This window comes from Bacillus sp. AC266, assembly GCF_979253805.1.
Map to the genome: position 1 here is coordinate 133,260 of NZ_CEEDEC010000009.1, position 26,992 is coordinate 160,251.

Consider the following 26,992-nt stretch of genomic DNA (forward strand, 5'->3'; position numbering starts at 1 on the left):
TTATTAGTTAATAATTATAATATAGACTAAAAAGGTTTCAATACATGACACCTTTTATGGAGGGAAATATGAAAAAAACTGAACGAATAAATGATATGCTTATCTTCTTAAATAATAAAAGATATTTTAATTTAAAAGATTTAATGGTTAGATATGATATTTCTAAAAGTACCGCTCTACGAGATATTCAATCATTAGAAGAAATAGGTGTACCAATATATTCTGAACTAGGTAGAAATGGGAGTTATAAAATTATAGAAAATAGTGTGTTATCACCAATATATTTTAGTGTGGATGAAATGTATGCGTTATACTTTTCGATTCTTACATTAAATGGTTACAAAACAAAGCCATTTAATATAGAAAGTATTGCGCTTGAAAATAAATTTAAACATGTATTACCTGATAATGTGAGTAAAAATATTTCAATCATGGAACGAACACTTTCCTTTGAAGTAACAAATCATAGTAACTTTAGTCCGTTCTTAAAAGAACTTTTACAGGGGATTTTTGCTGAGCGAGTTTATCATTTAACATATTTAAAAAAAGATGAGGAGAAAGTATTGGTCGCCCAATTTATTCGAATAGAATCTAAATTTGGCCAGTGGTATGCTAAAATCTTTAATTTTGAGACAAATCATGTTCAAATAATTAGATGTGATAAAATTCTTTCTATTGTGGAAACAAGCAATACGAATTCAAAAAATCTTGAAGAATTGTTAAGTTATCTTACTAATTTTCATAGAAGGCCTGATGCAACTGATTTTATTGTCGTTGTTAATCAAAAAGGAAAAGACATTTTTGATAAAGAGAATTATCCCTCCATGAAGATACAAAAAGAAAACGAAAATTACATTATAACAGGCTATTTTAACAAGAAAGAAGTTGATTTTGTTTCAAGTTATTTTCTGAATTTCGGTGAAACGATTATCTCAATTCAGCCTGTTATGCTAAAAGAGTTAATTTATAATAAGGTATTATCTATAAAGCAGCATTTAACTTCGTTAAGATAAAGTTAGTATTAATAATTTTTTTAACACCAAAAAGCCCTTGAAATCTAAATATCCAAAGGGCCTTTTGGTGATTTTATTTGTTCTTTAGAAAAAAATTATTTTTCTGGGACGGACAGTCCATAAAAGAACATCGTAACGATATCTTGTATATGTTTTTCGCGATCTCCTTCAAGAAACTGTGCCCCGAAATCATCACCTAATTTAGTGAACATTTGAATGTATAGCAACATCATTTCTTTAGTAAGGTGAGGGTTAATTTCATTTTTTTGCTGTGCTTGTTCTAGTATTTCTAAATACCAAGGCAGGATTTTTTCGTTTTGATAACTATAAATAAACTCTCGGAGCTCTTCATCTCTTTGCATCATTTGTAGCAACATATCAGGTTGGAATAACCCGCCAGTATTCATTTTTCTAATGATCATCTTTTGCATCATCTCATGAAAAGGTAATTTTTCTTCTGCAAGTTTTTTATAATATTGAAATTCAGATATTATAAATTCTTGTATAAGCTCCCTAAATAACGCATCTTTACTTCCGAAATGATTATAAATTGTCACTTGAGAAACGTTTGCTTTTTTTGCAATATGTTCTATTTTCACTTCATTAAATCCACGTTCTGAAAATAATGTAAAGGCCGCATCTTTAATGGCACGTTTTTTCTTTTCTTTCACTTTTTCAAAGCCGTTCAATACAATCACCTCAATTAAAATATACAAGAAAAAATAATTGAAAACAATATTTTTGAAATATGGACATATAAATATTTCAAAAAGTTGTTGCGAATATGAAAGATGAGGAGTACAATAATTTTGAAATATCACATGTTAAATATTTCAAAAAATGAGGTGGGTTTATGATTTCAGTTCAAAATGTTACAAAACAGTTTTCAAATGGAAAAGGCTTGTTTGATATTACATTTGAAGTGAAAGAAGGAGAAGTTTTTGGCTACTTAGGACCAAATGGTGCTGGGAAATCAACAACGATTCGTAATTTAATGGGATTTATAAAACCGACGGCTGGTAAAGCGACAATTTTCGGATTAGATTGTTGGGAAGATGCTGCGAAAATTCAAAGAGAAGTTGGCTATTTACCAGGAGAAATTTCTTTTATTGAAGGAATGAATGGATTAGAATTTTTAAATTTGATGCAAGGAATGCGTGGGTTAAAAAATATAAAAAGACGAGATGAATTGATAGAACGTTTGCAGTTCGATGTGAAAACACCAATTCGAAAAATGTCTAAAGGAATGAAACAAAAAGTAGGTATAGTTGCGGCATTTATGCATGATCCAGAAGTGTTAATTTTAGATGAACCGACATCAGGACTCGATCCACTTATGCAACAAGTATTTATAGATTTAATATTAGAGGAAAAGCAAAGAGGAAAAACAATCCTTATGTCATCACATATTTTCACTGAAATTGAGAGAACTTGTGACAGAGTAGCTATTATTAAAGATGGTTGTCTTGTAACCGTTGAAAACATTCATGATTTACAAGGCATGAGAAGACAGGTGATAGATGTAACAGTATCATCTCAAGAAGAAATCGAATCTCTTAAACAATGTGATTTGCAATTTGAAGGAATGAAAGGTAGAGAGGCGTCAATTATTGTGCAAGGAAACTATCAAACTGTTTTACAAATACTTTCAAACTATAATGTAACTGCACTTCAAACGAGAGCGACGGATTTAGAACATTTATTTATGCATTATTACGAGAAGAGAGAAGGGGTAAAGCATGAATAAACAACTATTTTTAGCTAGTTTGAAAGAAACGAAAAAAAGTATATTCAGCTATGCTACTGGTGCAGCTCTTTATTTATGGTTATTAATTTGGATATTCCCATCGATGGTTTCAGCCAAAGGTTTAAATGAATTAATAAGTGCCATGCCTGATAGTGTGAAAAAAATTGTTGGAATGGAAAGTCCGATTCAAAATGTAATGGATTTTTTAGCTGGTGAATATTATAGTCTATTGTTTATTATCATTTTAACAATTTTTTGTGTCACGGTTGCAACGCATCTAATTGCTCGTCATGTAGATAAAGGGGCGATGGCATATTTATTAGCAACACCTGTATCCAGGGTGCAAATTGCAATTACACAAGCTACTGTTCTCATATTGGGGCTACTAATAATTGTAATTGTCACTTATGTAGCTGGTATATTAGGTGCAGATTGGTTTTTAAAAGATAATAACTTAAATAAAGAATTATTTTTGAAAATAAATGTAGTTGGAGGGCTTATATTTTTAGTAGTTAGTGCCTATTCATTTTTCTTTTCTTGTATATGTAATGATGAAAGAACGGCACTTAGCTACTCAGCCAGTTTAACAATCTTATTTTTCGTATTAGATATGGTAGGGAAATTAAGTGATAAGTTAGAGTGGATGAGAAATATATCTTTATTTACATTGTTTCGTCCGAAAGAAATTGCTGAAGGAACATATAATATATGGCCAGTAAGTATAGGCTTAACTGCTGGAGCACTTTGTATCTTCATAGTAGCAATTGTAGTGTTTAGGAAGAGGGATTTACCGTTGTAAATTAGAAAGTCCACTGAGAAAGTGGGCTTTTTTTGTTTTTGTAGGAAAGAGATCTCTAGAATATACATTATTTATTAACGACAATTTACAGTCTATTTATTGGAAAGTATCATTAACACTATTAAATTAGTGTATATGTAACGATAATAAATGATGTTAAAAAACTATATGGAATTTTTATGAATATTACTGTAAGAAAATAATTTTTTAATAATTTTCAATAATAACACTTTACAAATTTTAAAAAATTAGTAGAATAAGAAGTAGTAAGAATCGTCTGATAAATATATAAAGAAAAACAGAATTATCAGAAAATTCTTAAATAGCTATCGTTTAGAATTAGGGAGGGTACAAAAATGAAAAAGAAAAAAATGAAAAAACTAACAGCAGTTGTAGTACCGGTTTTAGCAATGAGCATGGCATTAACAGCATGTTCTACATCAGGCGGAGATAAAAAGACAAGCACAAATTCTAGCTCTAGTGGAGATAGTAAGTCAGGGGAAAAATTAGCGGCAAAACAAGTGTTGAATCGAACAGTAAACCAAGAGATTCCAACGATGGATTCTTCTAAATCAACAGATACAGTATCTTCACAAATGCTAGGGAATACGATGGAAGGATTATATCGTCTGGATAAAGATAATAAGCCTATTCCAGCGGCAGCAGAATCTAGCACGAAAAGTGAAGATGGTAAAAAATATACATTTAAACTGCGTAAAGATGCAAAATGGTCAAATGGAGATCCAGTAACGGCGAAAGATTTCGTATATGCTTGGCAACGTCTATTAGATCCAAAAACAGCTGCTGAGTATGCATTTATCGCATTCCCAATTAAAAATGCAGAAGTGGTTAATAAAGGTGAAAAACCTGTAGCTGAATTAGGAGTGAAAGCGGTAGATGATCTTACGCTTGAAGTTGAATTAGAGCAAGCGGTACCGTACTTCTTAAACTTAGTAGCATTCCCATCGTACTACCCATTAAATGAAAAATTCGTAAAAGAAAAAGGGGAGAAGTTCGGTATAGAGTCTGATACAACAGTTTATAATGGACCGTTCGTTCTTAAAGATTGGAAGCATGAACAAGGATGGCAATTAAAGAAAAATGATCAATATTGGGATAAAAAGACTGTAAAACTTGAAGAAGTTAACTTCAGTGTTGTTAAAGAACCAGCAACTCTTATCAATTTATATGATAGCGGTCAAGTTGACTTTGCTTTATTAACTGGAGAGTTCGTAGATAAATACAGAAATAAGAAAGATGAATTCGGAACATATTCACAAGTGAGTACGTATTTCATTCGTATGAACCAAAAACGTGATGGACAAGACACACCATTAAAGAGTAAAAAGTTACGTGAAGCAATTGCACTATCAGTTGATAAAAAGAATTTAGCAAACGTAATTTTAAATGATGGATCAAAAGAAGCTGACTTCTTAGTACCAAAAGGTTTAGCAACTGGACCAGACGGTAAAGACTTCCAAGAAACGTTTAAAAATGGTTTAAAACCAAATGCTAAAAAAGCTGCTGCAGCTTGGGAAGAAGCGAAAAAAGAGCTAGGTAAAGACCAAGTTACAATTGAATTCTTAAACTACGATACTGGTAATGCGAAAAAAGTTGGAGAATATATTAAGGACCAAATTGAGAAGAACTTAAAAGGTGTAACAGTTAACATTAAACTTCAACCATTTAAGCAAAAACTAAAATTAGAATCTGAGCAACAATATGATATTTCATACGGTGGTTGGAATCCAGATTATGCAGATCCAATGACGTTCTTAGATATGTTTGAGACTGGACATTCTCATAACCAAATGAGCTTCTCTGACCCTAAATATGACGGCATGGTGAAAAAAGCTGGAACAGAATTAATGAGCGATGCGAAGAAACGTTGGGAAGAGTTAGGAAAAGCTGAAAAAACATTACTTGAAGAAGATGTAGCGATTGTACCTTTATACCAACGTGGAGATTCTTATGTTTTACAACCAAATGTAAAAGGTGTAGTAAAACATAATATCAGTCCAGAATTTAGCTTTAAGTGGGCATACGTGACTGAAAAATAATAGAGTTAAAAAAGCATTTCAAAGTAGCTTAGCTACTTTGAAATGCTTTTTTTTAGCTCAGTTAAATAGAGAAGAATAAGGCGTATAGTACGTACATATAGTAGATGGGGGATAAATCATACTAATTTATGAAGATAAAAATCAGAATATTTAAAATAAAACTATTTACAAATACGAAAAATAGAGTAGAATAATATTAGTTATAATTTTCAGAAAATTAATCGTTAGCAAGGGGTCTCTCAAGGGTTGGTAATGTACATATAATTAGGGAGGGTACAAAAATGAAGAGAAAAAAGATGAAAAAGTTAACAGCGGTTGTAGTACCAGTTTTAGCAATGAGTGTTGCATTGACAGCGTGCTCTGGATCAGGTGGGGAGAAGAAAACGACTACTACATCTAATAGTGGGGAAGAAAAAAAAGCTGATATTAAATATGCAGCGAAGCAAGTATTAAATCGTACGGAAAATCAAGAAATTCCGACGATGGACACTTCTAAATCTACTGATACGTTAGGGGCACAAATTTTAGGGAACACAATGGAAGGATTATATCGTCTTGATAAAGATAATAAGCCTATTCCGGCTGCTGCAGAATCAAGTACGAAAAGCGAAGATGGTAAAAAATATACGTTTAAACTGCGTAAAGATGCAAAATGGTCAAATGGAGAGCCTGTAACAGCGAAAGATTTCGTATACGGATGGCAGCGCTTACTTGATAAAAACACAGCGGCAGAATATGCGTTTATTGCCTACTATATTAAAAATGCAGAGGCAATTAATAAAGGTGAAAAACCTGCAACGGAATTAGGTGCAAAAGCGGTAGATGATTATACACTTGAAGTAGAATTAGACAAACCAGTACCATATTTCTTAAACTTATTAGCATTCCCGTCATATTATCCTTTAAATGAAAAGTTCGTAAAAGAAAAAGGAGAGAAATTCGGTTTAGAAGCAGATACAACATTGTATAACGGGCCATTTGTAATGGCATCGTGGAAACATGAACAAGGTTGGCAGTTGAAGAAAAATGATAAATATTGGGATAATAAGACTGTGAAATTAGAAGAAATTAATTATAGTGTAGTAAAAGAAGTTGCTACAAAAGTAAATTTATATGATACAGGATCAATTGATTTCACACTACTATCAGGAGAATTCGTAGATAAATATAAATCGAACAAAGATGAATATGGTGAGTATTCAGAAGCAAGTACGTACTTCTTACGTTTAAATCAAAAGCGTAACGGACAAGATACACCGTTAAAGAGTAAAAAGCTTCGTGAAGCAATCGCATTATCCATTGATAAAAAAGGTTTAGCAAACGTTATATTAAATAATGGGTCAAAAGCAACTGATCAATTGGTTCCAAAAGGGCTTGCGACGGGACCGGATGGTAAAGATTATCAAGATACATTTAAAAATGGTCTGAAATATGATGTGAAAAAAGGCGCAGCAGCTTGGGAAGAGGCGAAAAAGGAACTCGGAAAAGATCAAGTTACAATTGAATTACTAAGCTATGATGATGGAACTGCGAAAAAGATTGCCGATTATTTTAAAGATCAAATTGAGAAAAACTTAAAAGGTGTAACAGTTAACACGAAAATTCAGCCATTTAAACAAAAATTAAAATTAGAGTCAGCGCAAGATTATGAAGTTTCGTTTGCAGGTTGGAGCCCAGATTATTCGGATCCAATGACATTTATTGATATGTTTGAATCGAAGAGTCCATATAACCAAATGAGTTATTCAAATCCGAAATACGATGAAATGGTACAAAAAGCAGGTAATGAATTATTGTCTGATCCGAAGAAGCGCTGGGAAACATTAGGGAAAGCAGAAAAAATATTCCTTGAAGAAGATGCAGGATTAGTTCCTTTATATCAAACAGGAAGATCATATGTAATGAAACCGAATGTAAAAGGAATTGTGAAACACAACATTAGTCCAGAATATAGCTTTAAGTGGGCGTATGTAACTGAGGATGGCGGAAAGAAATAACATGAAAGCATTTCAAAAGTGGCTAATATGCTTTTGAAATGCTTTTTTTGTATGAATAGGAGAATAAGGCACATGGAAATTAGAAAGGAGTTCAACAATTGGATAGATAAATGATAGCAGAGATTTCATATTGATGAGAAAAATATAGAACATAGCAATAGAGAAGAATAAGAGGGGATATGTTTACATATAGTAGACGGGGGATAATTCATATAGTAGTAATAGTAAAATAGCAAGTTATTATCATAAAAAAATAAATATTTAGAAAATTTACAAAAATACTTTACAAAACCGAAAAAAATAGTAGAATATTAATTAATAAGAATTTTCTGATAACGAAAGTTAATAGAGAATCTCTAACTGTTAATATCGTACATATAATTGGGGAGGGTACAAAGAAATGAAGAGAAAAAAGATGACAAAATTAACAGCGGTTGTAGCACCAGTTCTAGCAATGAGTATGGCATTAACAGCTTGCTCGGGATCAGGTGGAGAGAAGAAAACAACTACAACGTCTAATGGTGGGGAAGAGAAAAAATCCGATACTAAATATGCAGCAAAACAAGTATTAAATCGAACAGAAACGAATGAAATTCCGACGATGGATACTTCGAAAAGTACGGATACACTTGGTTCACAAATTTTAGGAAACACGATGGAAGGATTATATCGTCTTGATAAAGATAATAAGCCAATCCCAGCTGCAGCAGAATCTAGCACAAAAAGCGAGGATGGTAAAAAATATACATTCAAGCTACGTAAAGATGCAAAATGGTCAAATGGTGATCCAGTAACTGCAAAAGATTTCGTATTTGCATGGCAACGTCTGTTAGATCCAAAAACAGCTGCTGAGTATGCATTTATTACTTACTATATTAAAAATGCAGAAGCGATTAATAAAGGAGAAAAACCTGTAACTGAATTAGGAGTAAAAGCAACCGATGATTATACGCTTGAAGTAGAATTAGAGCAAGCGGTACCATACTTCTTAAACTTAGTGGCATTCCCATCATACTATCCATTAAATGAGAAGTTCGTAAAAGAAAAAGGAGAGAAGTTCGGTTTAGAATCTGATACGACAGTCTATAATGGACCGTTTGTACTTACTGATTGGAAACATGAGCAAGGCTGGAAATTGAAGAAAAATGACCAATATTGGGATAAAAAGACTGTAAAACTAGATGAAATTAATTACAGTGTAGTAAAAGAAGTAGCTACAAGGGTAAATTTATATGATACAGGTGCAATTGATTTCGCGCTTTTAGCAGGAGAATTCGTTGATAAGTATAGAAATAAAAAAGATGAGTTTGGAACATATTCAGAACCAAGTACATTCTATTTACGTTTAAATCAAAAGCGTGCTGGTCAAGATACACCATTAAAAAGCAAGAAATTACGTGAAGCAATTGCATTATCGATAGATAAAAAGAATTTAGCAAATGTCATCTTAAATGATGGTTCAAAAGGAGCCGATTATTTAGTTCCGAAGGGTTTAGCAGCTGGACCTGACGGTAAAGATTTCCAAGAAACATTTAAAAATGGTTTGAAACAAGATACTAAAAAGGCTGCGGCTGCATGGGACGAAGCGAAAAAAGAACTTGGAAAAGATCAGGTGACAATTGAATTACTAAATTATGATACTGGTAATGCGAAAAAAGTTGGAGAGTATGTAAAGGATCAGATTGAGAAAAACTTAAAAGGTGTAACAGTAAATATTAAACTTCAGCCGTTTAAGCAAAAATTAAAATTAGAATCAGAGCAAGAATATGATATCGCATATGGTGGTTGGAGCCCAGATTATGCAGATCCGATGACATACTTAGATATGTTTGAAACAACGAATTCTCAGAATCAAATGAGTTACTCAAATTCAAAATATGATGAGAGTATTAAAAAGAGTAAAACAGAATTAATGTCTGATGCAAAGAAACGTTGGGAAGAGTTAGGGAAGGCAGAAAAAGTGTTACTTGAAGATGATGTAGCACTTGTACCTTTATATCAAAATGCTAGATCATATGTTATGCAACCAAATATAAAGGGAATTGTGAAACATAATATTAGTCCGGAATATAGTTTCAAATGGGCATATGTAGAAGAGAAATAATAACAAATAAAAGCATTTCTAAGGTGTAGTAAAGCACTTTGGAAATGTTTTTTTTTGCACCACTTTTTTATGAATGAATATAAGTATTATAGAAAAATGAAGGAGAATCCCATGAAAAGAAATTCGTACATTGATTTTTTAGCTTATTACGGAATAGGGAGTGCTCATCCTGGTGGTTTTACGTTAACGAAGCAATTACTATCTCAATTGCCACTTAGACACGGAGCGAATGTTCTTGAGATAGGTTGCGGCACGGGGAAAACAGCGGCGTATATGACAAAAGAATTGGGTTATAAAGTGACAGCGGTTGAAAAGAATGAAATTATGATTCAAAAAGCGAAAGATAGATGGTTGTTTGATGGTTTAAATATACAATTGATTCAAGGAGATGTAGAAGGGTTACCGTGTTTAAATGATTCTTTTGAGCTTGTACTTGGAGAATCTATACTCGCTTTTACAAATAAAGAAAAGGTTATTTCGGAATGTTATCGTGTATTACAAAAGGATGGAAAGCTTGTTGTCATTGAAATGATTACCGAAAAACATATTGAGAAGAAAGAGGAGGAAAAGATTGGACAGTTATACGGTATGAAAGAATTATTAACTGAGAATGAGTGGATTCATTTATTTAAAGCAGCAAATTTTAAAAGAATTACAATTGCGGGTGGCGGAACTATTGCAGAAACAGTTGCAGGACATGTGGAAGAGCCAGAGTGGAATGTATCACCGTTTATTCCGGAAGAATTGTATGAGGCGTGGGTGCAACACGAACAAGTACTGCTTATGTATCAACATATTTTAGGGCATCGGATTTTTATATGTGAAAAATAGAAAAAGAGTTGGCTAAAGATAGTCAACTCTTTACTATGTTAGATGAAAAATAATGCAGCCAAAGTAATTCCAAAAATAAAGCCAAATCCGAGTTCAAGGCCCCAGCCACCGCCGCCACAACCACCGCAACCACGACCGCCGCATCCACAGCCACTAAATCCACCATCGAATCCACCACCGCATCCAAATCCACAGTTATCACATCTGCTAATACCACCGCAAATATCACATCCGCCGTTTGAATATGCGTTATAGTACCCGAATCCTGTATCAAAAGATGAGCGCTGTTGCATTGGTTCAATCCAAACAGAATCGTTTGTTACATCTATTATTTTGCCTAAGTGAATGCGACCATCCCGATCTTCAATTCGAACAACTTTACCGAAATAACGTTGGCATGTATCATAACATCTTTTTCTATGCATGTTCTTTCCTCCTTCCGTATTACCGTAATACGATATGTAAGCAGGACAAGTGCGGCTTGTACGAATGACCTATCTATCATAATTGTTATACGAAAGGGGAAATATACGAACAGGATACATAACGAGGAGGAAGAGAAATGAAATCTACAGACCAATTTCAGACGTACGAAGTTCCTTGGGAGGAATTAATAGAAGCACTGCGAGGTGAAATGAAGAAACAAGTAGGGGCGGATATTATTGATACGGTCGTATGTAATTTGAAAGATGGTTTTGAAGTGTATACATATGTGCAGGGTGATTTGGATTTCGAGTATACAGAAGCTCTTGAACGAAAATATGGAAGTGACGGGAAAACCCCTAATTTGTTAACAGTTATGCTGGTAGCTAGCATTTATAATACGGGTGAAGAGAATATACGTTTACATGCAGATCAAAAGGAAAATCCGATTGTTGAAGTATATGTGAAGAAGTAAAGAGTGCGCTAATTATAGCGTGCTCTTTATTTCTTGTATTGAAAAGAAAATCAAACTTTAATGGTGGAATTTATAGCGGGAAAAGTATGAAATCTATGTGTTATTTCAGATATATAATAAGGAAAAAATTCGAAATAAAATATGGGAGTAGTTCATTTTTGTTTACATAATGTAATTGCTGTGAACTGTTGTCCTAAAATACAAGTCATATATCTTGTTTCCTCTCATAAATTTAAACATAGGAATTTGTCTACAAAGGTGGCGAAGCCTCATCATGAAAATTCGAATTTGTGCCACGTTCATGCTGTTTCTATTTATATGTTTACCTTTTTCAGTTTTTGCAAAAGGAGAGGAGGCAAAGGAAAGGGTCGTTTCACTTGTATATGATGATTCGGGCAGCATGAGAAATAACGATCGCTGGAAGTATGCCAATTACGCCTTGCAAAGTTTAGTTGCGCTATTAGATGAGAAAGATAAATTTTCTTACGTTCCAATGAGTAAGCCGGATGCTCCATTAAACATTTCATTAACAAAGGATCAAAGGCAAACAGAAATTGAGGGGATTGGGGCGTGGAAAACATATTTAAATACTCCATTTAGCGCAGTAGAAACGGCGATGCAATCTATAAAAAAGGAAGCAGATATAGATGGGAAACGTGAATTTTGGCTTATTGTATTAACTGACGGGGCATTTAATGATTTGGAGAAAGATAAGATTGGCGGAAAAGAACAAATTACACAGAAGTTAGCACAGTTTAAGAAAGAGATGGATTCTAAAAAGATCTCTTTACACCCAGTCTTAATCACGATGGAAGAGGATTTAGGGCAGCAAGAGAAGCTGCAGTTAAATACGTTTAAAGAGATTTGGAAAAAAGAAATGAATGGAGTTGTCATGCCGTCTAGCGGTGAGGATGGTATTGTACAAAGTGTGAATCAAGTGGCAGCATTAGTTGCAAATCGTGATCCATTTTCTTCTGTTGAGTCGATTGTCAAAACGAAAATAGTAGGGAAAAAAGTAGAGATTACAACACCGTTTCCATTAAAGCGTATGACGCTTGTACGACAATCACCTTCTTTGTCTAATTATAAAGTTATGCAACTTTCCAAACCGTTACAATTGCAGTCTTCTTTTTCTATACATGCACCAGGAGAAGCTAAATTATTCGGAAATATAGTGCATGTAAGTACAGCGAACCAGGAAGTGATTAAGCCAGGGACATATACGATAGAAGTGGATCAGGACATTGAGAAAGAGGGATTACAAGTACTTGTTGAACCAGCGCTTAATTATACTGTTTCTACGTACGACAAAGATGATAAAGATAGAAAAAATGTTGAGAAAATGTATGAAGATGTGACAGCTGTTATTGAAGCGAAACCTACTGAATTACCAATTCAAACTTCTTATTTCGAAGCAGAAGTAGAAATAGACGGAAAGCAGTATCCGATGAAGTGGGATGATAAAAGACATGTGTTTTATTACGAGACAAAGGTTGGTAAAGAGTTAGTACGCGGGAAAGTCCATATGAATATAAAGGGATTTTATAGACAGACGAAAGAATTCAAGATTGAACCAGCTGAAAAACCAAAATTAACACTTCAAGCTGTTACGAAAGATTATGAAGAAAAGGTAACAAATTTAGAACATAGTAAACCATTTATTTTACAGCCCCAGTTAAATGGTAAACCGATGACAGAAGAGGCTGTAAAGAAACTATTAAAATCTACTGGTGTCACATCGAATCAATCGATCAACTATGAATTAAAACAGCATGGTAGTCAAGTTTATGTTTATCCTCGACCTTATTACTCCGACACATTCAATTTTACAGATACCGGCACCGTAGAGGCTACCATCACGATCAATGATTCAAAATTACAAGAAGTAAAGGAAAAGATTGTACTGCACATTGAAAATGCGCCGTTTTTTGAGAAGTATGCGCTCATTTTTAAATTTGTAATTCCTATTACTTTATTACTTTTAATAGTAGGAATTATTATTTTAGGATGGATTGTTCGTCCGAGATTTCATCGGAAAGCATTACTATATTACGAATGGGATCAAGAAGTAGCGAAAGATTGGCTTTATCAATCTGAACCAGAGTTACTTAAAAATAAATGGTGGAAGCACTATTTTGGCATTCCATTCCGAGCAGAAAGAAAGACGGTGCAATCTGTAACATTAATAGCGAAAAAAGGATCGAAATCTATATTTGTAGCAAAAGAATCGCAAGTGGTTGGGATGATTATTGATGGGCTGTTTATAACAGAGGAAGAGGTAGGAATGGAGCATAAGACGTTGTATCCAAATGAACTTTTAGTAATTGATAGAGGATATGGTAAGGAGATTTACCGGTACGAATGTGAATAGTAGATAGGGTGTAAGAGGGGCGGAGGAGGCCCGGCTCTCTTTATTCTTCTTTTCAAACAAGCAAGAATAGGAAGGTGGTTCACATGACATTACAAGTTCCAACAATTTTAATTGGCTTAGGTGGAATCGGTAGTACTGTCACACATCAAATATATGAAAGATTACCTGAGGAGCGTCGTAAAAAGGTAGCGATGCATGTATTTGATACAGATGTGAATACATTGAGTAAATTTGATCATATTCGGAAGTTTAAGACGCAAACGAGCTCGAGTAAAACACCGAGAGAGTATATTGCGGGAGATCCAACGATTCCAGAGTGGTTTCCGATGGACCCGACTATACTCGATAAACCGTTAACAGAAGGGGCTGGGCAGTTACGCGTCATTTCACGATTAGCGTTACGTGCTGCGATGAAAGAAGATAAACTCACATCGTTTTGGCAAGAAATCGAGAAGATTTTTCCAGTTACAAGTGATCAGACCGAATATGGTGTACGTGTCATTATTGTAACGTCACTAGCCGGCGGAACAGGTTCAGGGATGTTTTTACAAATCGCATTATATTTGCGTGAGATGCTCCGGAAGAAATTGCAGCATCATAACATTTTAATTCGCGGTGCTTTTTTAATGCCGGATGTTTTAGTTAAGACGAGAACGGTTAGTGCGAAAGAGTTTGAAACTGTGCAAGCGAATGGTTATGCATCGTTAAAAGAGTTGCACGCTATTACGCTTGGGTCGACTGGTGAATTATCAAAACGAGGCGGCGTAACGATTGAATTAGAATATCGTCCTGATCAAGTGGATGAAGATGGAAGAACAAACCATACGATAAAGCAGCATCATTTACCGTACAATTATTGTTTCTTATATGATTATGAAAATTTACATGGGCACCATTTGCACAATTTATCGGATTATATGGAGCAAATGGCAAATACGATTTATTTACAGTTATTTAGTCCAATGTCTGCAAATCATTTTGCCCAAGAAGATAATCAAATTCAGCAATTGGCAGAATCGAGTGGGAAAGGGAGATATTGCGGAGCAGGAACGGCAAAACTTATTTATCCGTATGAGCACGTTTTGAAATACTGTGCTTTAAAATGGGCGGTTCAAGGCTTAGATGAATCTTGGCTTCATTTAGATCAACTATTTCAAGAGAAGAGGCAAAGATACGATCAAGATGTAAAACGCGGTATGCAGCGTGAAAAGCCAGAGCGCGGGAAAAGTTATTTAGAAGACTTAGAGCATCTTGCTACTCGGCCAGAACAAGCTCATATTTTTTATAGACAAATGTACCATGAAACACGTGAAGGGGCAGAGGGTGGTAAGCTCGGTGTTGCAAAATCAAAATTGTTTTTAGATGCTGTAGAGAGTTACGTACACCGTACAGTGCAAAAAGATGAGGAATTAAACCGCCTGCAGCATGAGTGCAAAATATCGGCTGCGAAGCTTAAAATGATGGAACAAATGAAGGGGGAAGTAGCGAGAGTTGATCATGCGGTTCGTTTATATGCTTATGCCATTCCGAGCCGTGTACATGAGCATGTTACTACCCTTTTATATGACATGATCGAATCAGACCGCTTTACACCGAGTGGCTCAGAAGGACAGTCTTACCAATTAAATACATGGTTTTTAAAGAAAACGGATCCAGTTCATCCAGTTGCAGCACGTTTTATGCTGTATGAAATTCGTAAGCAGTTAGTAGAGAAGATGAATCGACTACATGAAAATAATGAACAAAAGCGTAATTTAATTCAAAACTACGATAAGAAATTTAATGTGAGCAATATTGATGGAACTGTAACGGCTGTTCGCCGCGTTGAAATTGCGCAGCAACAAGGCTGGTTTGGAAAAATGATTAATAATCAGCAGCGTTTGTTTAAAAAAGAATTTGAAGATATTGTAACGCAGTACGTACACAAATTAAGTGAGTATCGTAAAGAAATGTTGTTAGAACTCGTGTATCAATCGCTATACCAAGCAGTTGATAAAATGATTCAATATTGGGAAAGATTCTTTGATAATTTATACGAAACACGTGAAAATTTATTGTTTGAAATCCAAAAGCGAAGCAAGGAATTTGAGGGGAAAACGAACCCGACGAATGTATACGTATTAGCTGAAGAGAAATTGCAAGAAAAGATTTGGCAAGATATGCAGCAACATTTAAATTTAGGTGTATTACCGAAAGATATATCGTCCGAAATTTATATGAGCTTGTACGGGGAATATTGTCGTGATGCGAAAGCCGAAGAAATTCAGTCGAAAAAGGTGGAAGACTTCTATCGTGAACATATATTGAGTTATTGTTATGACGAACTTCAAGTGCGCTATCGTGACAAATTAGAGCTTAATATCGTTGAAGCATTGCGAAAAGAAGCAGATTTCAAGAAGCGTGATCGTGATGAATACGTTCGTGAAAAAATTGAAGATCTTTTCCATTTAGCAAGTCCGTTCGTTCCGAAAGTTTCTCATCATAGAGAATTACAATATTGGGGCGTACATCCATCTTTAAAACAAGAATTGCAAGAAGAGTTATTGCAAGAAATGTTTAAAGAAAAAGATACGGTAAACGAGGCGTTTTCACCATTTGAAGTGATTTGTTATCGTGCTCATTACGGATTATCGCTACAAGATTTTCCTAAGCTTTCATCTGGACATATTGCGAATGGTTTTATGAACGATAAAGGTGATTATTTTCAATCGTATTATCGCCGCGTGAACAAATTAAATAGTAAAAAATCTAGTTTGACGCCGCATTTAGATAAATATTGGCACTTACCAGCCTTTATGCCAGACTTGAATGCAACGCAAACGAAGTTAGATTACGATAAATGTAATCGTGCTCTTCTATACGCGTATATGTATCGCTGGATTAGCTTAGTTGCTGTTGATGGACAGTTCGTGTATCAATATAACGGTGTCGGCCGTAGCTTTTTAATCCAGTCGATGGGGAAAAATATTTCAAGTGAAAGTTATAAGTTGCACAGAGCATTGCTTCATAATCCGTTTATTTATGAAAACATCTTGTCACGATTTGAAGAAGAACAAGAAAAGGCAATGATACAAGGTGGACATTTATATACACATGCATTTGTATTAGGCGCTCAAGATATAAGATGGCTCCGTAAAGAGCATGTTCATAATATTTTAGATATGATTTTAATGTATGACCGTGAGGCAAAATATGACCCGACGTTAGAAGAAACATCTGACGATTTGTTAAGGCTATTCCTTGATGAAATTGAGCTGTATTTCCAAAACTATTACGGAACAGGTGCAGATATGGTTGCGAAGAAAGAGAAAGAGATGTTTATGAAACAATTGTGGGATCGTTCGTATGCGAAAGGGTATGTGGATCCAAATAGTGCGCCTTATAAAAAATGGCAAAATATATTACATGTTCCCGATGAAGAAGAAGTGCCAAAAACGAATGTATAATGAGTGAAAAGGGAATCCTTAAGAATGACAATACAACTTTAGAAATGAGGGATTCCGATGCCATTTTTAGGAAGTGTATATCAAATATTTGGATTATATCCAGAAATTTATTATGGAATGATTTCAGCGGAAATCGCTGAACAACAAATGGAAGAACAGAAAGAACAAGAAAATCAAGAGACTGAATTATAAAACCATGCAGGCTACTCGCCTGCGTGGTTTTTTCGTGTTACAATAAAGCGAATTTTTTAAGGGAGAGAATAAGATGAAATGGATATACTTTATTATTATTAACGTTATAGCATTTAGTATGATGGGGCTTGATAAGCGAAAAGCAAAGAAAAAACAGTGGAGAACGCCAGAAAGTACGTTGTTTTTATCAGCTGTAGCTGGAGGAGCGGTTGGAGCTTGGATTGGTATGTATATGTTTCATCATAAGACACATAAAAGTAAATTTGTCTTCGGTATTCCAGTGCTCGTTATTATAACAGTAGGAGTGTTTTTATACATATAAAGGATTTGCAAGAGGAATGTCGAAAGAAATGCAGATTGAATATTGGTAAAGTAAGCATGTGAGACTTTATAATGAAGAAAAAAAGAGAAGAGGAGAAAAAGGAAGATGGGGAGTCAAACAGCAGAGCAAAAGCAGGGGATTATATATGCAGCAGGTGCGTATACGATGTGGGGAGTCCTTCCGATTTATTGGAAATGGGTGGAGGAAGTACCGGCAGATGAAATATTAGCGCATCGCATCGTTTGGGCATTTGTTTTTATGTTGTTAGTTTTAGGAGTAACGAAGAGGTTTCGTCAGTTTGGTGGGGAGTTAGTGGCCCTTTTTAAACGACCTAAATTATTAATGTCATTAACAATTGCTTCGGTACTTATTAGTGGAAACTGGTTTGTATACATATGGGCCGTAAATCATAACCATGTAATCGAAGCAAGTCTTGGGTATTATATTAATCCACTTATAAGTATTTTACTTGGTACAGTTGTTTTAAAAGAGAAGCTTAATTTTTGGCAATATGTTGCGGTTGGTTTAGCTGGATTGGGCGTTGTTATTTTAACGATACGTTTCGGATCAATTCCATGGGTTTCTCTTTCACTTGCTTTTTCATTTGGATTATATGGATTAACGAAAAAATTATTAAATTATGATGCAACAATTGGGCTTACGATGGAAACGATGTTAGTGACGCCATTTGCACTTATATATTTGTTTATGACAGGAGTTCATGGCTTTGGTTCGTTCGGTTCTATTTCGGCAATATCAACGTTTCTTTTAATAGGGGCAGGTATTGTTACAGCGTTACCACTCTTTTATTTTGCTAAAGGAGCACAACTTATTCCGCTCTATATGATAGGATTTTTACAATACATCGCGCCGACTATTAGTTTAATTTTAGGTGTGTTCGTTTTTGGTGAACATTTTACATCTACTCATATGATTGCGTTTTTCTGTATATGGATTGCTTTATTTGTCTTTTCAATGGCGAAAACAAAGTTTCTACTACAGAAGCGACCAAAATTTATTAAAAATAAATCAGCAAAAGTATCATAATGCGTAGTATTTTCTACGCATTTTTCTTTATACTTATATTATATAGAAATTCCATTATAGTCAGTGAGGAGCTGAAAAACATGGAAACAATTTTACATAATGATCCACTTATAGCAGCTATAATTTCTTGGTTTTTAGCACAGTTAACGAAAGTCGTTTTTAAATTAATAAAAACAGGCGAGTTTGATTTTGCTAAGTTCTTTGCTTCAGGTGGAATGCCAAGTTCGCATGCTTCGACTGTTACTGCACTTGCTACAGGTGTCGGAGTGGTGGAAGGTGTGGAGAGTCCAATATTTGCGGTTGCCGCTATTTTTGCCATTATTGTTATGTACGATGCTTCAGGAGTAAGGCTTGCGGTAAGTAAGCAAGCGAAAATATTGAATGATTTTTTTCATGGTAGACAAACAGAATATAAAAAGTTAAATGAGCTCGTTGGACATACACCGTATCAAGTTGTTGTTGGTGCACTATTAGGAATTGTTGTCGGGGTTGGGTATTGTTTGTAAGCAGAATGTGTGTAATGCACGTTCTGCTTTTCTTTGCTTTCATACATATTTAGATGAGTTTTCGAATATCGTATACGGACTTAGAAAGGGTGGGTGAGCGGTGTGCTACTATATGACAAAGTGCATGAGGAGATAGAGCGGAGAACGACTGCACTTCAAACGATGCAAAGGCAAGAAGGAACGTGGCAATTTTGTTTTGAAGGAGCTTTGCTAACGGATTGTCACATGATTTTTTTACTCAAATTATTAGGGCGAAATGACGAAATAGAACCGTTTGTGAAAAGGTTAGTATCTCTTCAAACAAATGAAGGGACTTGGAAATTATACGAAGATGAAAAGGGAGGGAATTTATCCGCGACGATTCAAGCATATGCTGCTTTACTTGCTTCGGAAAAATATTCGAAAGAAGATATGAATATGAGGCGAGCTGAAATGTTTATTAAGGAACACGGGGGAGTTTCTCGTGCCCATTTTATGACGAAATTTTTATTAGCGATTCATGGAGAATATGAATTTCCTGCGCTTTTTCACTTTCCAACACCAATATTATTTTTACAAGATGACTCCCCCCTCAGTATATTTGGGTTAAGCAGCTCAGCGCGTATACATTTAATTCCGATGATGATTTGTATGAATAAGAGATTCCGTGTAGAGAAAAAGTTATTGCCAAATTTAAATCATATTGCAGGCGGGGGTGGGCAATGGTTTCGAGAGGAGCGGTCTCCGCTGATTCAATCGTTTTTAGGCGATGTGAAAAAGGTAATATCTTATCCATTATCGTTACATCATAAAGGATACGAAGAAGTAGAGCGCTTTATGAAGGATCGTATAGATGAAAATGGAACATTATATAGTTACGCCAGTGCTACGTTTTATATGATTTATGCTTTGCTTGCATTAGGGCACTCTATTCAGTCTCCAATTATTGAGAAAGCTGTGACAGGATTAAAATCTTATATATGGAAGATGGACAGAGGAAGTCATTTGCAAAATTCTCCTTCTACCGTATGGGATACCGCTTTACTTAGCTATTCATTGCAAGAAGCTAAAGTTACAAATGAAAATAAGATGATTCAAAGGGCGACGGAGTATTTATTGCAAAAACAACAAACTAAAAAGGTAGATTGGAGCGTACATGCATCATCACTTGTAGCTGGCGGTTGGGGATTTTCAGATGTTAATACGACGATCCCTGATATAGACGATACTACAGCTGCCCTTAGAGCGTTAGCGCGAAGTAGAGGGAATGATAGAGTAGATGATGCGTGGGGAAGAGGTGTGGAATGGGTAAAAGGATTGCAAAACAATGATGGAGGCTGGGGAGCTTTTGAACGAGGGGTAACGAGCAAGTTACTATCGAATTTGCCGATTGAAAATGCGAGTGATATGATAACCGATCCGTCCACACCAGATATTACAGGTAGGGTGTTAGAATTATTCGGAACGTATGCACCGAATGAATTGCTTGAAGAGCAAAAAAAGAAAGCTATCAAATGGTTAATGGATGTACAGGAACAGAATGGATCATGGTATGGAAAATGGGGGATATGTTATATATATGGGACATGGGCAACGATGACAGGCTTACGTGCATTAGGAGTGCCTTCTACTCATCCATCGTTGAAAAAAGCAGCTTCATGGCTCGAACATTTGCAGCATGAAGACGGAGGGTGGGGAGAATCCTGTCAAAGTAGTGTAGAGAAAAAATTTATTTCTTTACCTTTTAGTACGCCGTCACAAACAGCGTGGGCACTTGATGCACTCATTTCTTACTACGATCAAGAAACACCGATTATTCGAAAAGGAATTTCATATTTGCTCGCGAAGTCTACTATGAATGAAAAATATCCTACTGGTACAGGGTTACCGGGGGGCTTTTATATTCGCTATCATAGTTATGGGCATATATATCCGTTACTTGCTTTAGCGCACTACGTAAAGAAATATAGAAAATAAACCGAGAGATACTCTCGGTTTATTTTGATGGGTAGTAGGTCCCTGTTGAAAAGAATAAGGAACGTTGTAGTTCCTTATTTTTCTGTTGATTGGCGTTTTTGACGTGCATCAGCGGCATTTGCACGTGCGTTTGCTTCTAAGTCATTGTGGTCAGCGAGTTCGCGAGCGAACTCAACATCAATGCCATCGGCAGCTTTGTTTTGATTTACATTCTTTTTTTTCATTCGACACAATCTCCTTGTGTTTTATGCGGCGTTGCAAAGTTAGTTTGACACAAATAGACTTTTTTATACAAAGAGGATTTGGAAAGCATAGAGCCGAAATATACAATATAACTAATAGAAATGGGGGATAGAGATGGAATTGTTGAATGGGAAAACAGCTGTTGTAACGGGTGCTGCGCAGGGGATTGGAAAAGAAATCGCACGAGTTTTTGCAAAACTAGGGGCCAAAGTATTAATTAGTGATGTAAATGAAGAGAAGCTACAAGAAACGACACGTGAATTATCAGATGAAGGGTATGATGTGAGTTTATATCGATGTGATGTGAGTAATCAAAATGAAGCGAAGTCGTTAATTGAATATGCGGTGCAAAAATTTGGTACATTACATATTTTAGTGAATAACGCTGGGATTACAAAAGATGCAATGTTACATAAGATGGAGAAGTCTGCTTGGGAACAAGTATTACAAGTGAACTTAACTGGCGTTTTTTATTGTATGCAGCCAGCACTTCTTTATATGAGACAACAACAGTATGGACGGATTATTAATATTTCTTCTATTAGTAGGGAAGGAAACATTGGACAAGCAAATTATGCGGCTACAAAAGCAGGGGTTGTAGGCTTAACAAAAACAGCAGCGAAAGAGGTTGGAAGTTTTGGTATTACGTGTAATGCGATTTGTCCAGGGTTTATGGATACTGATATGACAAAAACAATACCGGATAAAGTAAAAGAGAAAATGGTTGGAGCGATTCCAGTTGGAAGAATTGGAACGCCGGAAGATATTGCAAACGCAGCTGCCTTTTTAGCATCAGAGTATGCGTCTTACATTACAGGAGAGGTATTAAATGTGAGCGGTGGGTTGCAAGTGTAAATGAATACATAATGAAAAGAACCTGACCGAGTAGGTCAGGTTCTTTCTCGTTAATTTAAGTTAATCCAAACGCTCTTCACTTCTGTATAGTTGTTCAGCGCGTAAGATCCCATTTCGCGGCCAAGACCGGATTGTTTAAATCCTCCAAATGGAGATGCTGCATCAAAGACGTTATAACAGTTTACCCATACAGTACCAGCACGTACTTTACTTGCAACATAGTGTGCTGTTTTAACATTTTCTGTCCACACACCAGCCGCTAAGCCGAATTGTGATTTATTTGCACGTTCAATTACTTCATCAATATCGTTAAAAGGTATTGCAGAAATAACTGGACCGAAAATTTCTTCTTTTGCGATCGTCATTTCGTCATTTACGTCAGCGAATACTGTAGGAGAAACGAAGTAGCCTTGATCGAATGGATTACTTCCTCCGCAAAGTACTTCAGCGCCTTCTTCAATCCCTTTTTCAATGTAGCTCATTACACGTTTTTGTTGTTCTTCGGAAACGAGAGGACCGATTGTTGTTTCAGGGTTAAGACCGACACCTTGATTTAGTTTTTTAGAATAGAGGACGAGATCAGCCATGACATTATCATACATTTTCTTTGGAATAAATAAGCGTGATCCAGCAGAGCATACTTGTCCTTGGTTAAACATAACACCAGAAAGTGCACCAGGAATCGCGCGAGATAAGTCGGCATCTGGTAAAATAATGTTCGGTGATTTACCGCCAAGCTCTAAAGTAACACGTTTCAATGATTCAGATGCTTGTCGCATAATTTGTTTACCGACTGGAGTAGAACCAGTAAATGCAATTTTATCAACGAGTGGATGATTAACAAGTGCTTGTCCAGCTGATTCACCGAATCCAGGAACGATATTAATAACACCTTTCGGGAATCCAGCTTCTTCAATTAATTCAGCTAAGTATAGAGCGGATAGTGGAGTTTGTTCTGCAGGTTTTAAAACGATTGTACATCCTGTAGCAAGCGCAGCTCCCATTTTCCACATTGCCATAAGAAGTGGGAAGTTCCAAGGGATAATTTGACCGACGACACCAACAGCCTCATGGCGTGTATAGTTAAAGTAATCACCGGAAACAGGAATTGTTTGACCAACAATTTTCGTCGCCCAGCCAGCATAATAGCGCATATGCTCAATTGCAAGTGGTATGTCTGCCGCCATTGTTTCACGGATTGGCTTTCCGTTATCTAACGTTTCGAGCTGTGCGAGCTCTTCTTTATGCTCTTCCATTAAATCAGCGAGCTTGTACATAAGACGGCTGCGTTCAGCAGTGCTCATGCGTGACCAAGGACCTTCATCGAAAGCCATTCGAGCAGCTACCACAGCTTTATGAATGTCTTCGCGACCAGCTTCAGCAACGATAGCGAGTGTTTCACCAGTTGCTGGGTTAGGCGTTTTAAATGTTTTTCCGGAAGCGCTTTCAATGAACGCTCCGTTCACATATAGTTTCTTTGTGCCTTGAAGAAATTTCTCTACCTTTTCATGAAGATTTACAGCTAGTTGACTCATTGTATAACCCCCTTGAAAATATAATTTAAACGCGGTACGAGACGGCGTTTATTCCGAAATCAAGGATGTGGGAACTAGATGAAAAGCCTCTACTTAAAATCATAAATAAAAAATGCTGAAAATTCAAATTTCATTTTCGTTACAATTGTAAAAAATATGTAATGAAACATTGTATTCTATATAATTACAAAAAATCCTGCGCGTTTTTGTTTTCTAGTAGGAAAAACTAGAAAAACAGTGGTACAATTATACATCGTGAGAGGAGGGGGAAAATGAAGAATTATCATGATGATCCGCGCTTTCGAGTTGCCCATAGAGAAGCGTTAATTGGTCTTGGATTAGCTATTATTAATTTTATAATATGGTATGGATTTGCCTATGGGCTTGGAAGTAAGGATCCGAGTGAATATACATATGTATTAGGTTTTCCAGCATGGTTTTTTTATAGCTGTATCGTTGGATTTATCGTAATGGTTATTTTGCTTATTTTAGTTGTTCGTTTTTTATTTCAAGATATTTCACTCGATGAGGAAGAAAAAAGTGAGGAATGATAGATGAATTGGTATGTAATAATCCCAATGATAATTTCTTTTATCGTTGTGTTTTTAATTGGTGTATATGCGTCAAGACGTGTACAAGCAACCGCTAATAATAAATTTTTACAAGAATATTTTCTTGGTGGGCGTGAACTTGGTGGCTTATTATTAGCTATGACGATGATTGCTACGTACGGTAGTGCAAGTAGCTTTATCGGCGGGCCTGGTATTGCTTACAATATGGGTCTTGGATGGGTGCTGTTATCAGCGATTCAAGTTGTAACAGGATATATCGTTTTAACGGTTATTGGTAAAAAGTTTGCTATTATCGCTAGAAAGATGGAAGCAATTACGCTTATTGATTATTTAAAGGGCAGATACAATAATAAAGCGGTAGTTGTTCTTTCTGCGTTATGTATTATAATCTTTTTGTTCTCAGCAACAGTAGCCCAGTGGGTTGGCGGCGGACGATTAATTGAGTCGCTAACAGGACTTTCCTACACAACGGCACTATTTTTATTTACATTTTCTGTACTTGTGTATGTGTTAATTGGTGGATTTCGTGCAGTCGCTTTATCAGATACGTTATTAGGAATCATTATGTTAGTCGGAACAACAATCATTTTAATTGCTACTGTCATTGCTGGTGGCGGAGTTGAAAAGATTATGCAGGAACTTATTCAAATTAATCCGAATCTAATAACACCGTTCGGAGCGGATGGAAGTTTAACGAAATCATATGTCACATCATTTTGGATTTTAATTGGGATTGGTGTCGTTGGATTACCGCAAATTAGTGTGCGTGCTATGTCTTATAAAAATTCAAAAGCTATGCACCAAGCATTAATCATTGGAACGGTTGTCGTCGGTACAATTATGATTGGTATGCATTTAACAGGTGTGTTTGCAAGAGTAGTCCTTCCAGGCATAACGGTACCAGATAAAGTAATGCCGCTACTCGCGATGGAAGTGTTGCCACCTTGGTTAGCTGGAGTTTTCTTAGCTGCACCAATGGCAGCGATAATGTCTACTGTGAACTCATTATTATTACTTGTAAGTTCGTCAATTATTAAAGATATATATGTGAACTACATAAATAAAGATGCCGCGGATAGTACGATAAAGAAAGGTAGCCTATTGATTACTGGTATCGTAGGATTACTCGTATATGCTGCCGCTATTAAGCCACCAGACTTTTTAATTTGGTTAAATTTATTTTCTTTCGGTGGTTTAGAAGCAGCGTTCATTTGGCCGATTGTGTTAGGTTTATATTGGAAAAAAGGAAATGCAACTGGAGCTCTCGCATCTATTTTAGTTGGAGTAGGTTCCTATATGTTTATTCACCTTTGCTACCCTAATCCATTCGGTATACATACAGTTGTTTTCCCGATTTGCTTTGCATTTATTTCTTATATAATTGGTAGTATGGTTACGATGAAAAAAGTAGCATGAAAATATAGAAAAACGTAGGAACTTCTAATATGAAGTTCCTACGTTTTTTGTTTATACAAAATTTATCTTTTTCATTCTGTATTCCGTCATGTATTCATAAAGTAATAACAATTGATGGGATGGAGTTGAGGTCTATGAAAAAAATATTATTTTTAGGAGACCCAGGAATTGATGACTCTTTAGCAATTATGTATGGATTATTGCATCCTGATATTGATATTGTTGGAGTAGTAACAGGATATGGGAATGTAACACAGGAAAAGGCGACGAGTAATGCGGCGTATTTATTGCAAATGGCGGGCCGGGAAGATATACCTGTTATTAATGGAACGAAAATTCCTTTATCTGGGGATTTTGTAACATATTATCCGGAAATTCATGGGGTAGACGGTTTGGGACCTATTAAGCCTCCTAAAACTTTTTCTCCCAATATTAAACCTTTTTGTGCATTTTTCGATATCATTGAAAAATATAAAGGAGAACTAATCATTGTTGATGCCGGCAGATCAACAACATTAGCGACGGCATTTATTTTAGAAAAACCAATGATGAAGTATGTGAAAGAATATTATATAATGGGCGGAGCTTTTTTAATGCCCGGAAATGTTACACCAGTCGCGGAAGCCAATTTTCATGGTGACCCAATTGCATCACAATTAGTTATGCAAAATGCAAAAAATGTGACATTAATACCGCTTAACGTTACATCAGAAGCGATTATTACACCGGAGATGGTGAAATACATTACGAAACATTCTAAAACGAATTTCAAGAAATTAATAGAACCGATTTTCAATTATTATTATAAAGCTTATAAAAATCTGAATCCTAAAATAACAGGGAGCCCAGTGCATGATGTAGTAACGATGATGGTAGCGGCAAATCCATCTATTTTAGATTACGTGTATCGTCGTGTTGATGTAGATACGGTTGGAGTTGCGAAAGGGGAAAGTATCGCTGATTTTCGCCCGCAACCTGAAGCAAAAGCGTTGAAAAATTGGGTTAAAATTGGCTGGTCTTTACATTATAAAAAGTTTCTAGAGGATTTTGTGAAAATTATGACGTAGACATAATAGTAGCAT

Annotated in this window: 23 protein-coding genes; 19 read left to right on the plus strand and 4 right to left on the minus strand. The window is 35.6% G+C overall.

Features of this window, described 5'->3' with window-relative positions; genetic code table 11:
* The first annotated feature begins 44 nt into the window (after nucleotides 1-44).
* Nucleotides 45-1,013: a helix-turn-helix transcriptional regulator gene (locus tag AC0IXC_RS26615; protein WP_215590048.1), complete on the plus strand. Its 969-nt coding sequence runs from the start codon at nucleotides 45-47 to the stop codon at nucleotides 1,011-1,013.
* Nucleotides 1,014-1,108: 95 nt separating this feature from the next.
* Here AC0IXC_RS26615 and AC0IXC_RS26620 read toward each other — a convergent pair whose 3' ends face one another.
* Complete coding sequence (locus AC0IXC_RS26620; RefSeq protein WP_471653581.1) at nucleotides 1,109-1,729, minus strand: TetR/AcrR family transcriptional regulator; 621 nt, start codon at nucleotides 1,727-1,729, stop codon at nucleotides 1,109-1,111.
* A 137-nt stretch (nucleotides 1,730-1,866) separates the two neighbouring features.
* On the opposite strand from AC0IXC_RS26620, the gene AC0IXC_RS26625 reads away from it, so the two are divergent.
* From AC0IXC_RS26625 to AC0IXC_RS26650, 6 genes are all read left to right on the plus strand, one after another.
* Complete coding sequence (locus tag AC0IXC_RS26625; protein WP_215590047.1) at nucleotides 1,867-2,760, plus strand: ABC transporter ATP-binding protein; 894 nt, start codon at nucleotides 1,867-1,869, stop codon at nucleotides 2,758-2,760.
* Complete coding sequence (locus AC0IXC_RS26630; protein ID WP_215590046.1) at nucleotides 2,753-3,559, plus strand: ABC transporter permease subunit; 807 nt, start codon at nucleotides 2,753-2,755, stop codon at nucleotides 3,557-3,559. Before AC0IXC_RS26625 ends, AC0IXC_RS26630 begins: the two co-directional genes overlap by 8 nt.
* A 356-nt stretch (nucleotides 3,560-3,915) precedes the next feature.
* Nucleotides 3,916-5,619 (plus strand): peptide ABC transporter substrate-binding protein, encoded by a 1,704-nt coding sequence (locus AC0IXC_RS26635; RefSeq protein ID WP_061676023.1) that lies wholly within the window; start codon nucleotides 3,916-3,918, stop codon nucleotides 5,617-5,619.
* A 281-nt stretch (nucleotides 5,620-5,900) separates the two neighbouring features.
* Nucleotides 5,901-7,616: a peptide ABC transporter substrate-binding protein gene (locus tag AC0IXC_RS26640; RefSeq protein ID WP_012261386.1), complete on the plus strand. Its 1,716-nt coding sequence runs from the start codon at nucleotides 5,901-5,903 to the stop codon at nucleotides 7,614-7,616.
* A gap of 400 nt (nucleotides 7,617-8,016) precedes the next feature.
* The gene (locus tag AC0IXC_RS26645) at nucleotides 8,017-9,720 is read left to right on the plus strand and encodes a peptide ABC transporter substrate-binding protein (RefSeq protein ID WP_012261385.1); all 1,704 of its coding nucleotides are present in this window, start codon (nucleotides 8,017-8,019) and stop codon (nucleotides 9,718-9,720) included.
* Between the two features lie 111 nt (nucleotides 9,721-9,831).
* A complete protein-coding gene (locus tag AC0IXC_RS26650) occupies nucleotides 9,832-10,551 on the plus strand; it encodes a class I SAM-dependent methyltransferase (RefSeq protein ID WP_002142687.1) in 720 nt (239 codons plus the stop codon).
* 38 nt (nucleotides 10,552-10,589) lie between these two features.
* On the opposite strand, the gene AC0IXC_RS26655 is transcribed toward AC0IXC_RS26650, so the two are convergent.
* Entirely contained in the window at nucleotides 10,590-10,976 is a 387-nt protein-coding gene (locus tag AC0IXC_RS26655) for a hypothetical protein (RefSeq protein ID WP_002128474.1), read from the minus strand.
* A gap of 137 nt (nucleotides 10,977-11,113) precedes the next feature.
* Here AC0IXC_RS26655 and AC0IXC_RS26660 point away from each other — a divergent pair, with 137 nt between their 5' ends.
* From AC0IXC_RS26660 to AC0IXC_RS26695, 8 genes are all read left to right on the plus strand, one after another.
* Nucleotides 11,114-11,449 carry a hypothetical protein gene (locus AC0IXC_RS26660; protein WP_002142686.1) on the plus strand — a complete coding sequence of 112 codons (336 nt, stop codon included), beginning with the start codon at nucleotides 11,114-11,116 and terminating at the stop codon, nucleotides 11,447-11,449.
* Nucleotides 11,450-11,723: 274 nt separating this feature from the next.
* The gene (locus AC0IXC_RS26665; RefSeq protein WP_215590045.1) at nucleotides 11,724-13,820 is read left to right on the plus strand and encodes a vWA domain-containing protein; all 2,097 of its coding nucleotides are present in this window, start codon (nucleotides 11,724-11,726) and stop codon (nucleotides 13,818-13,820) included.
* A gap of 83 nt (nucleotides 13,821-13,903) precedes the next feature.
* Nucleotides 13,904-17,266: a tubulin-like doman-containing protein gene (locus AC0IXC_RS26670; protein ID WP_016120612.1), complete on the plus strand. Its 3,363-nt coding sequence runs from the start codon at nucleotides 13,904-13,906 to the stop codon at nucleotides 17,264-17,266.
* 57 nt (nucleotides 17,267-17,323) lie between these two features.
* Complete coding sequence (locus AC0IXC_RS26675) at nucleotides 17,324-17,458, plus strand: hypothetical protein (protein ID WP_002014348.1); 135 nt, start codon at nucleotides 17,324-17,326, stop codon at nucleotides 17,456-17,458.
* Nucleotides 17,459-17,531: 73 nt separating this feature from the next.
* The gene (locus AC0IXC_RS26680) at nucleotides 17,532-17,780 is read left to right on the plus strand and encodes a DUF1294 domain-containing protein (protein ID WP_016092058.1); all 249 of its coding nucleotides are present in this window, start codon (nucleotides 17,532-17,534) and stop codon (nucleotides 17,778-17,780) included.
* 105 nt (nucleotides 17,781-17,885) lie between these two features.
* A complete protein-coding gene (gene rarD / locus AC0IXC_RS26685) occupies nucleotides 17,886-18,827 on the plus strand; it encodes an EamA family transporter RarD (protein ID WP_471653582.1) in 942 nt (313 codons plus the stop codon).
* Nucleotides 18,828-18,907: 80 nt separating this feature from the next.
* Nucleotides 18,908-19,333, plus strand: a complete 426-nt coding sequence (locus AC0IXC_RS26690; RefSeq protein ID WP_000447809.1) for a divergent PAP2 family protein — start codon at nucleotides 18,908-18,910, stop codon at nucleotides 19,331-19,333.
* A 102-nt stretch (nucleotides 19,334-19,435) separates the two neighbouring features.
* Nucleotides 19,436-21,289: a terpene cyclase/mutase family protein gene (locus AC0IXC_RS26695; protein WP_326997362.1), complete on the plus strand. Its 1,854-nt coding sequence runs from the start codon at nucleotides 19,436-19,438 to the stop codon at nucleotides 21,287-21,289.
* Nucleotides 21,290-21,363: 74 nt separating this feature from the next.
* Here the strand turns inward: AC0IXC_RS26695 and AC0IXC_RS26700 are convergent, their stop codons facing one another.
* Complete coding sequence (locus tag AC0IXC_RS26700; RefSeq protein WP_016100859.1) at nucleotides 21,364-21,513, minus strand: YfhD family protein; 150 nt, start codon at nucleotides 21,511-21,513, stop codon at nucleotides 21,364-21,366.
* Between the two features lie 133 nt (nucleotides 21,514-21,646).
* On the opposite strand from AC0IXC_RS26700, the gene fabG reads away from it, so the two are divergent.
* Nucleotides 21,647-22,387, plus strand: coding sequence for a 3-oxoacyl-ACP reductase FabG (fabG, locus tag AC0IXC_RS26705; RefSeq protein WP_002014354.1), 741 nt, complete (start codon nucleotides 21,647-21,649; stop codon nucleotides 22,385-22,387).
* Between the two features lie 50 nt (nucleotides 22,388-22,437).
* Here fabG and dhaS read toward each other — a convergent pair whose 3' ends face one another.
* Nucleotides 22,438-23,922, minus strand: coding sequence for an aldehyde dehydrogenase DhaS (gene dhaS, locus AC0IXC_RS26710; protein ID WP_002087742.1), 1,485 nt, complete (start codon nucleotides 23,920-23,922; stop codon nucleotides 22,438-22,440).
* A 272-nt stretch (nucleotides 23,923-24,194) separates the two neighbouring features.
* On the opposite strand from dhaS, the gene AC0IXC_RS26715 reads away from it, so the two are divergent.
* The 3 genes from AC0IXC_RS26715 to AC0IXC_RS26725 all read left to right on the plus strand — a co-directional run bounded on the left by AC0IXC_RS26715 (nucleotide 24,195) and on the right by AC0IXC_RS26725 (nucleotide 26,977).
* Nucleotides 24,195-24,473: a YhdT family protein gene (locus AC0IXC_RS26715; RefSeq protein ID WP_002014357.1), complete on the plus strand. Its 279-nt coding sequence runs from the start codon at nucleotides 24,195-24,197 to the stop codon at nucleotides 24,471-24,473.
* Nucleotides 24,474-24,476: 3 nt separating this feature from the next.
* Nucleotides 24,477-25,910: a sodium/pantothenate symporter gene (gene panF, locus AC0IXC_RS26720; protein WP_002087740.1), complete on the plus strand. Its 1,434-nt coding sequence runs from the start codon at nucleotides 24,477-24,479 to the stop codon at nucleotides 25,908-25,910.
* Nucleotides 25,911-26,044: 134 nt separating this feature from the next.
* A complete protein-coding gene (locus AC0IXC_RS26725; RefSeq protein WP_471653583.1) occupies nucleotides 26,045-26,977 on the plus strand; it encodes a nucleoside hydrolase in 933 nt (310 codons plus the stop codon).
* Nucleotides 26,978-26,992: the final 15 nt, after the last annotated feature.

Bases quoted from the DNA above. Each gene is read 5' to 3' on its own strand.
- AC0IXC_RS26615 (WP_215590048.1), top strand. From the start codon at position 45: ATGACACCTTTTATGGAGGGAAATATGAAAAAAACTGAACGAATAAAT.
- AC0IXC_RS26625 (WP_215590047.1), top strand. From the start codon at position 1,867: ATGATTTCAGTTCAAAATGTTACAAAACAGTTTTCAAATGGAAAAGGC.
- AC0IXC_RS26630 (WP_215590046.1), top strand. From the start codon at position 2,753: ATGAATAAACAACTATTTTTAGCTAGTTTGAAAGAAACGAAAAAAAGT.
- AC0IXC_RS26635 (WP_061676023.1), top strand. From the start codon at position 3,916: ATGAAAAAGAAAAAAATGAAAAAACTAACAGCAGTTGTAGTACCGGTT.
- AC0IXC_RS26640 (WP_012261386.1), top strand. From the start codon at position 5,901: ATGAAGAGAAAAAAGATGAAAAAGTTAACAGCGGTTGTAGTACCAGTT.
- AC0IXC_RS26645 (WP_012261385.1), top strand. From the start codon at position 8,017: ATGAAGAGAAAAAAGATGACAAAATTAACAGCGGTTGTAGCACCAGTT.
- AC0IXC_RS26650 (WP_002142687.1), top strand. From the start codon at position 9,832: ATGAAAAGAAATTCGTACATTGATTTTTTAGCTTATTACGGAATAGGG.
- AC0IXC_RS26655 (WP_002128474.1), bottom strand. From the start codon at position 10,976: ATGCATAGAAAAAGATGTTATGATACATGCCAACGTTATTTCGGTAAA.
- AC0IXC_RS26660 (WP_002142686.1), top strand. From the start codon at position 11,114: ATGAAATCTACAGACCAATTTCAGACGTACGAAGTTCCTTGGGAGGAA.
- AC0IXC_RS26665 (WP_215590045.1), top strand. From the start codon at position 11,724: ATGAAAATTCGAATTTGTGCCACGTTCATGCTGTTTCTATTTATATGT.
- AC0IXC_RS26670 (WP_016120612.1), top strand. From the start codon at position 13,904: ATGACATTACAAGTTCCAACAATTTTAATTGGCTTAGGTGGAATCGGT.
- AC0IXC_RS26675 (WP_002014348.1), top strand. From the start codon at position 17,324: ATGCCATTTTTAGGAAGTGTATATCAAATATTTGGATTATATCCAGAA.
- AC0IXC_RS26680 (WP_016092058.1), top strand. From the start codon at position 17,532: ATGAAATGGATATACTTTATTATTATTAACGTTATAGCATTTAGTATG.
- rarD (WP_471653582.1), top strand. From the start codon at position 17,886: ATGGGGAGTCAAACAGCAGAGCAAAAGCAGGGGATTATATATGCAGCA.
- AC0IXC_RS26690 (WP_000447809.1), top strand. From the start codon at position 18,908: ATGGAAACAATTTTACATAATGATCCACTTATAGCAGCTATAATTTCT.
- AC0IXC_RS26700 (WP_016100859.1), bottom strand. From the start codon at position 21,513: ATGAAAAAAAAGAATGTAAATCAAAACAAAGCTGCCGATGGCATTGAT.
- fabG (WP_002014354.1), top strand. From the start codon at position 21,647: ATGGAATTGTTGAATGGGAAAACAGCTGTTGTAACGGGTGCTGCGCAG.
- dhaS (WP_002087742.1), bottom strand. From the start codon at position 23,922: ATGAGTCAACTAGCTGTAAATCTTCATGAAAAGGTAGAGAAATTTCTT.
- AC0IXC_RS26715 (WP_002014357.1), top strand. From the start codon at position 24,195: ATGAAGAATTATCATGATGATCCGCGCTTTCGAGTTGCCCATAGAGAA.
- panF (WP_002087740.1), top strand. From the start codon at position 24,477: ATGAATTGGTATGTAATAATCCCAATGATAATTTCTTTTATCGTTGTG.
- AC0IXC_RS26725 (WP_471653583.1), top strand. From the start codon at position 26,045: ATGAAAAAAATATTATTTTTAGGAGACCCAGGAATTGATGACTCTTTA.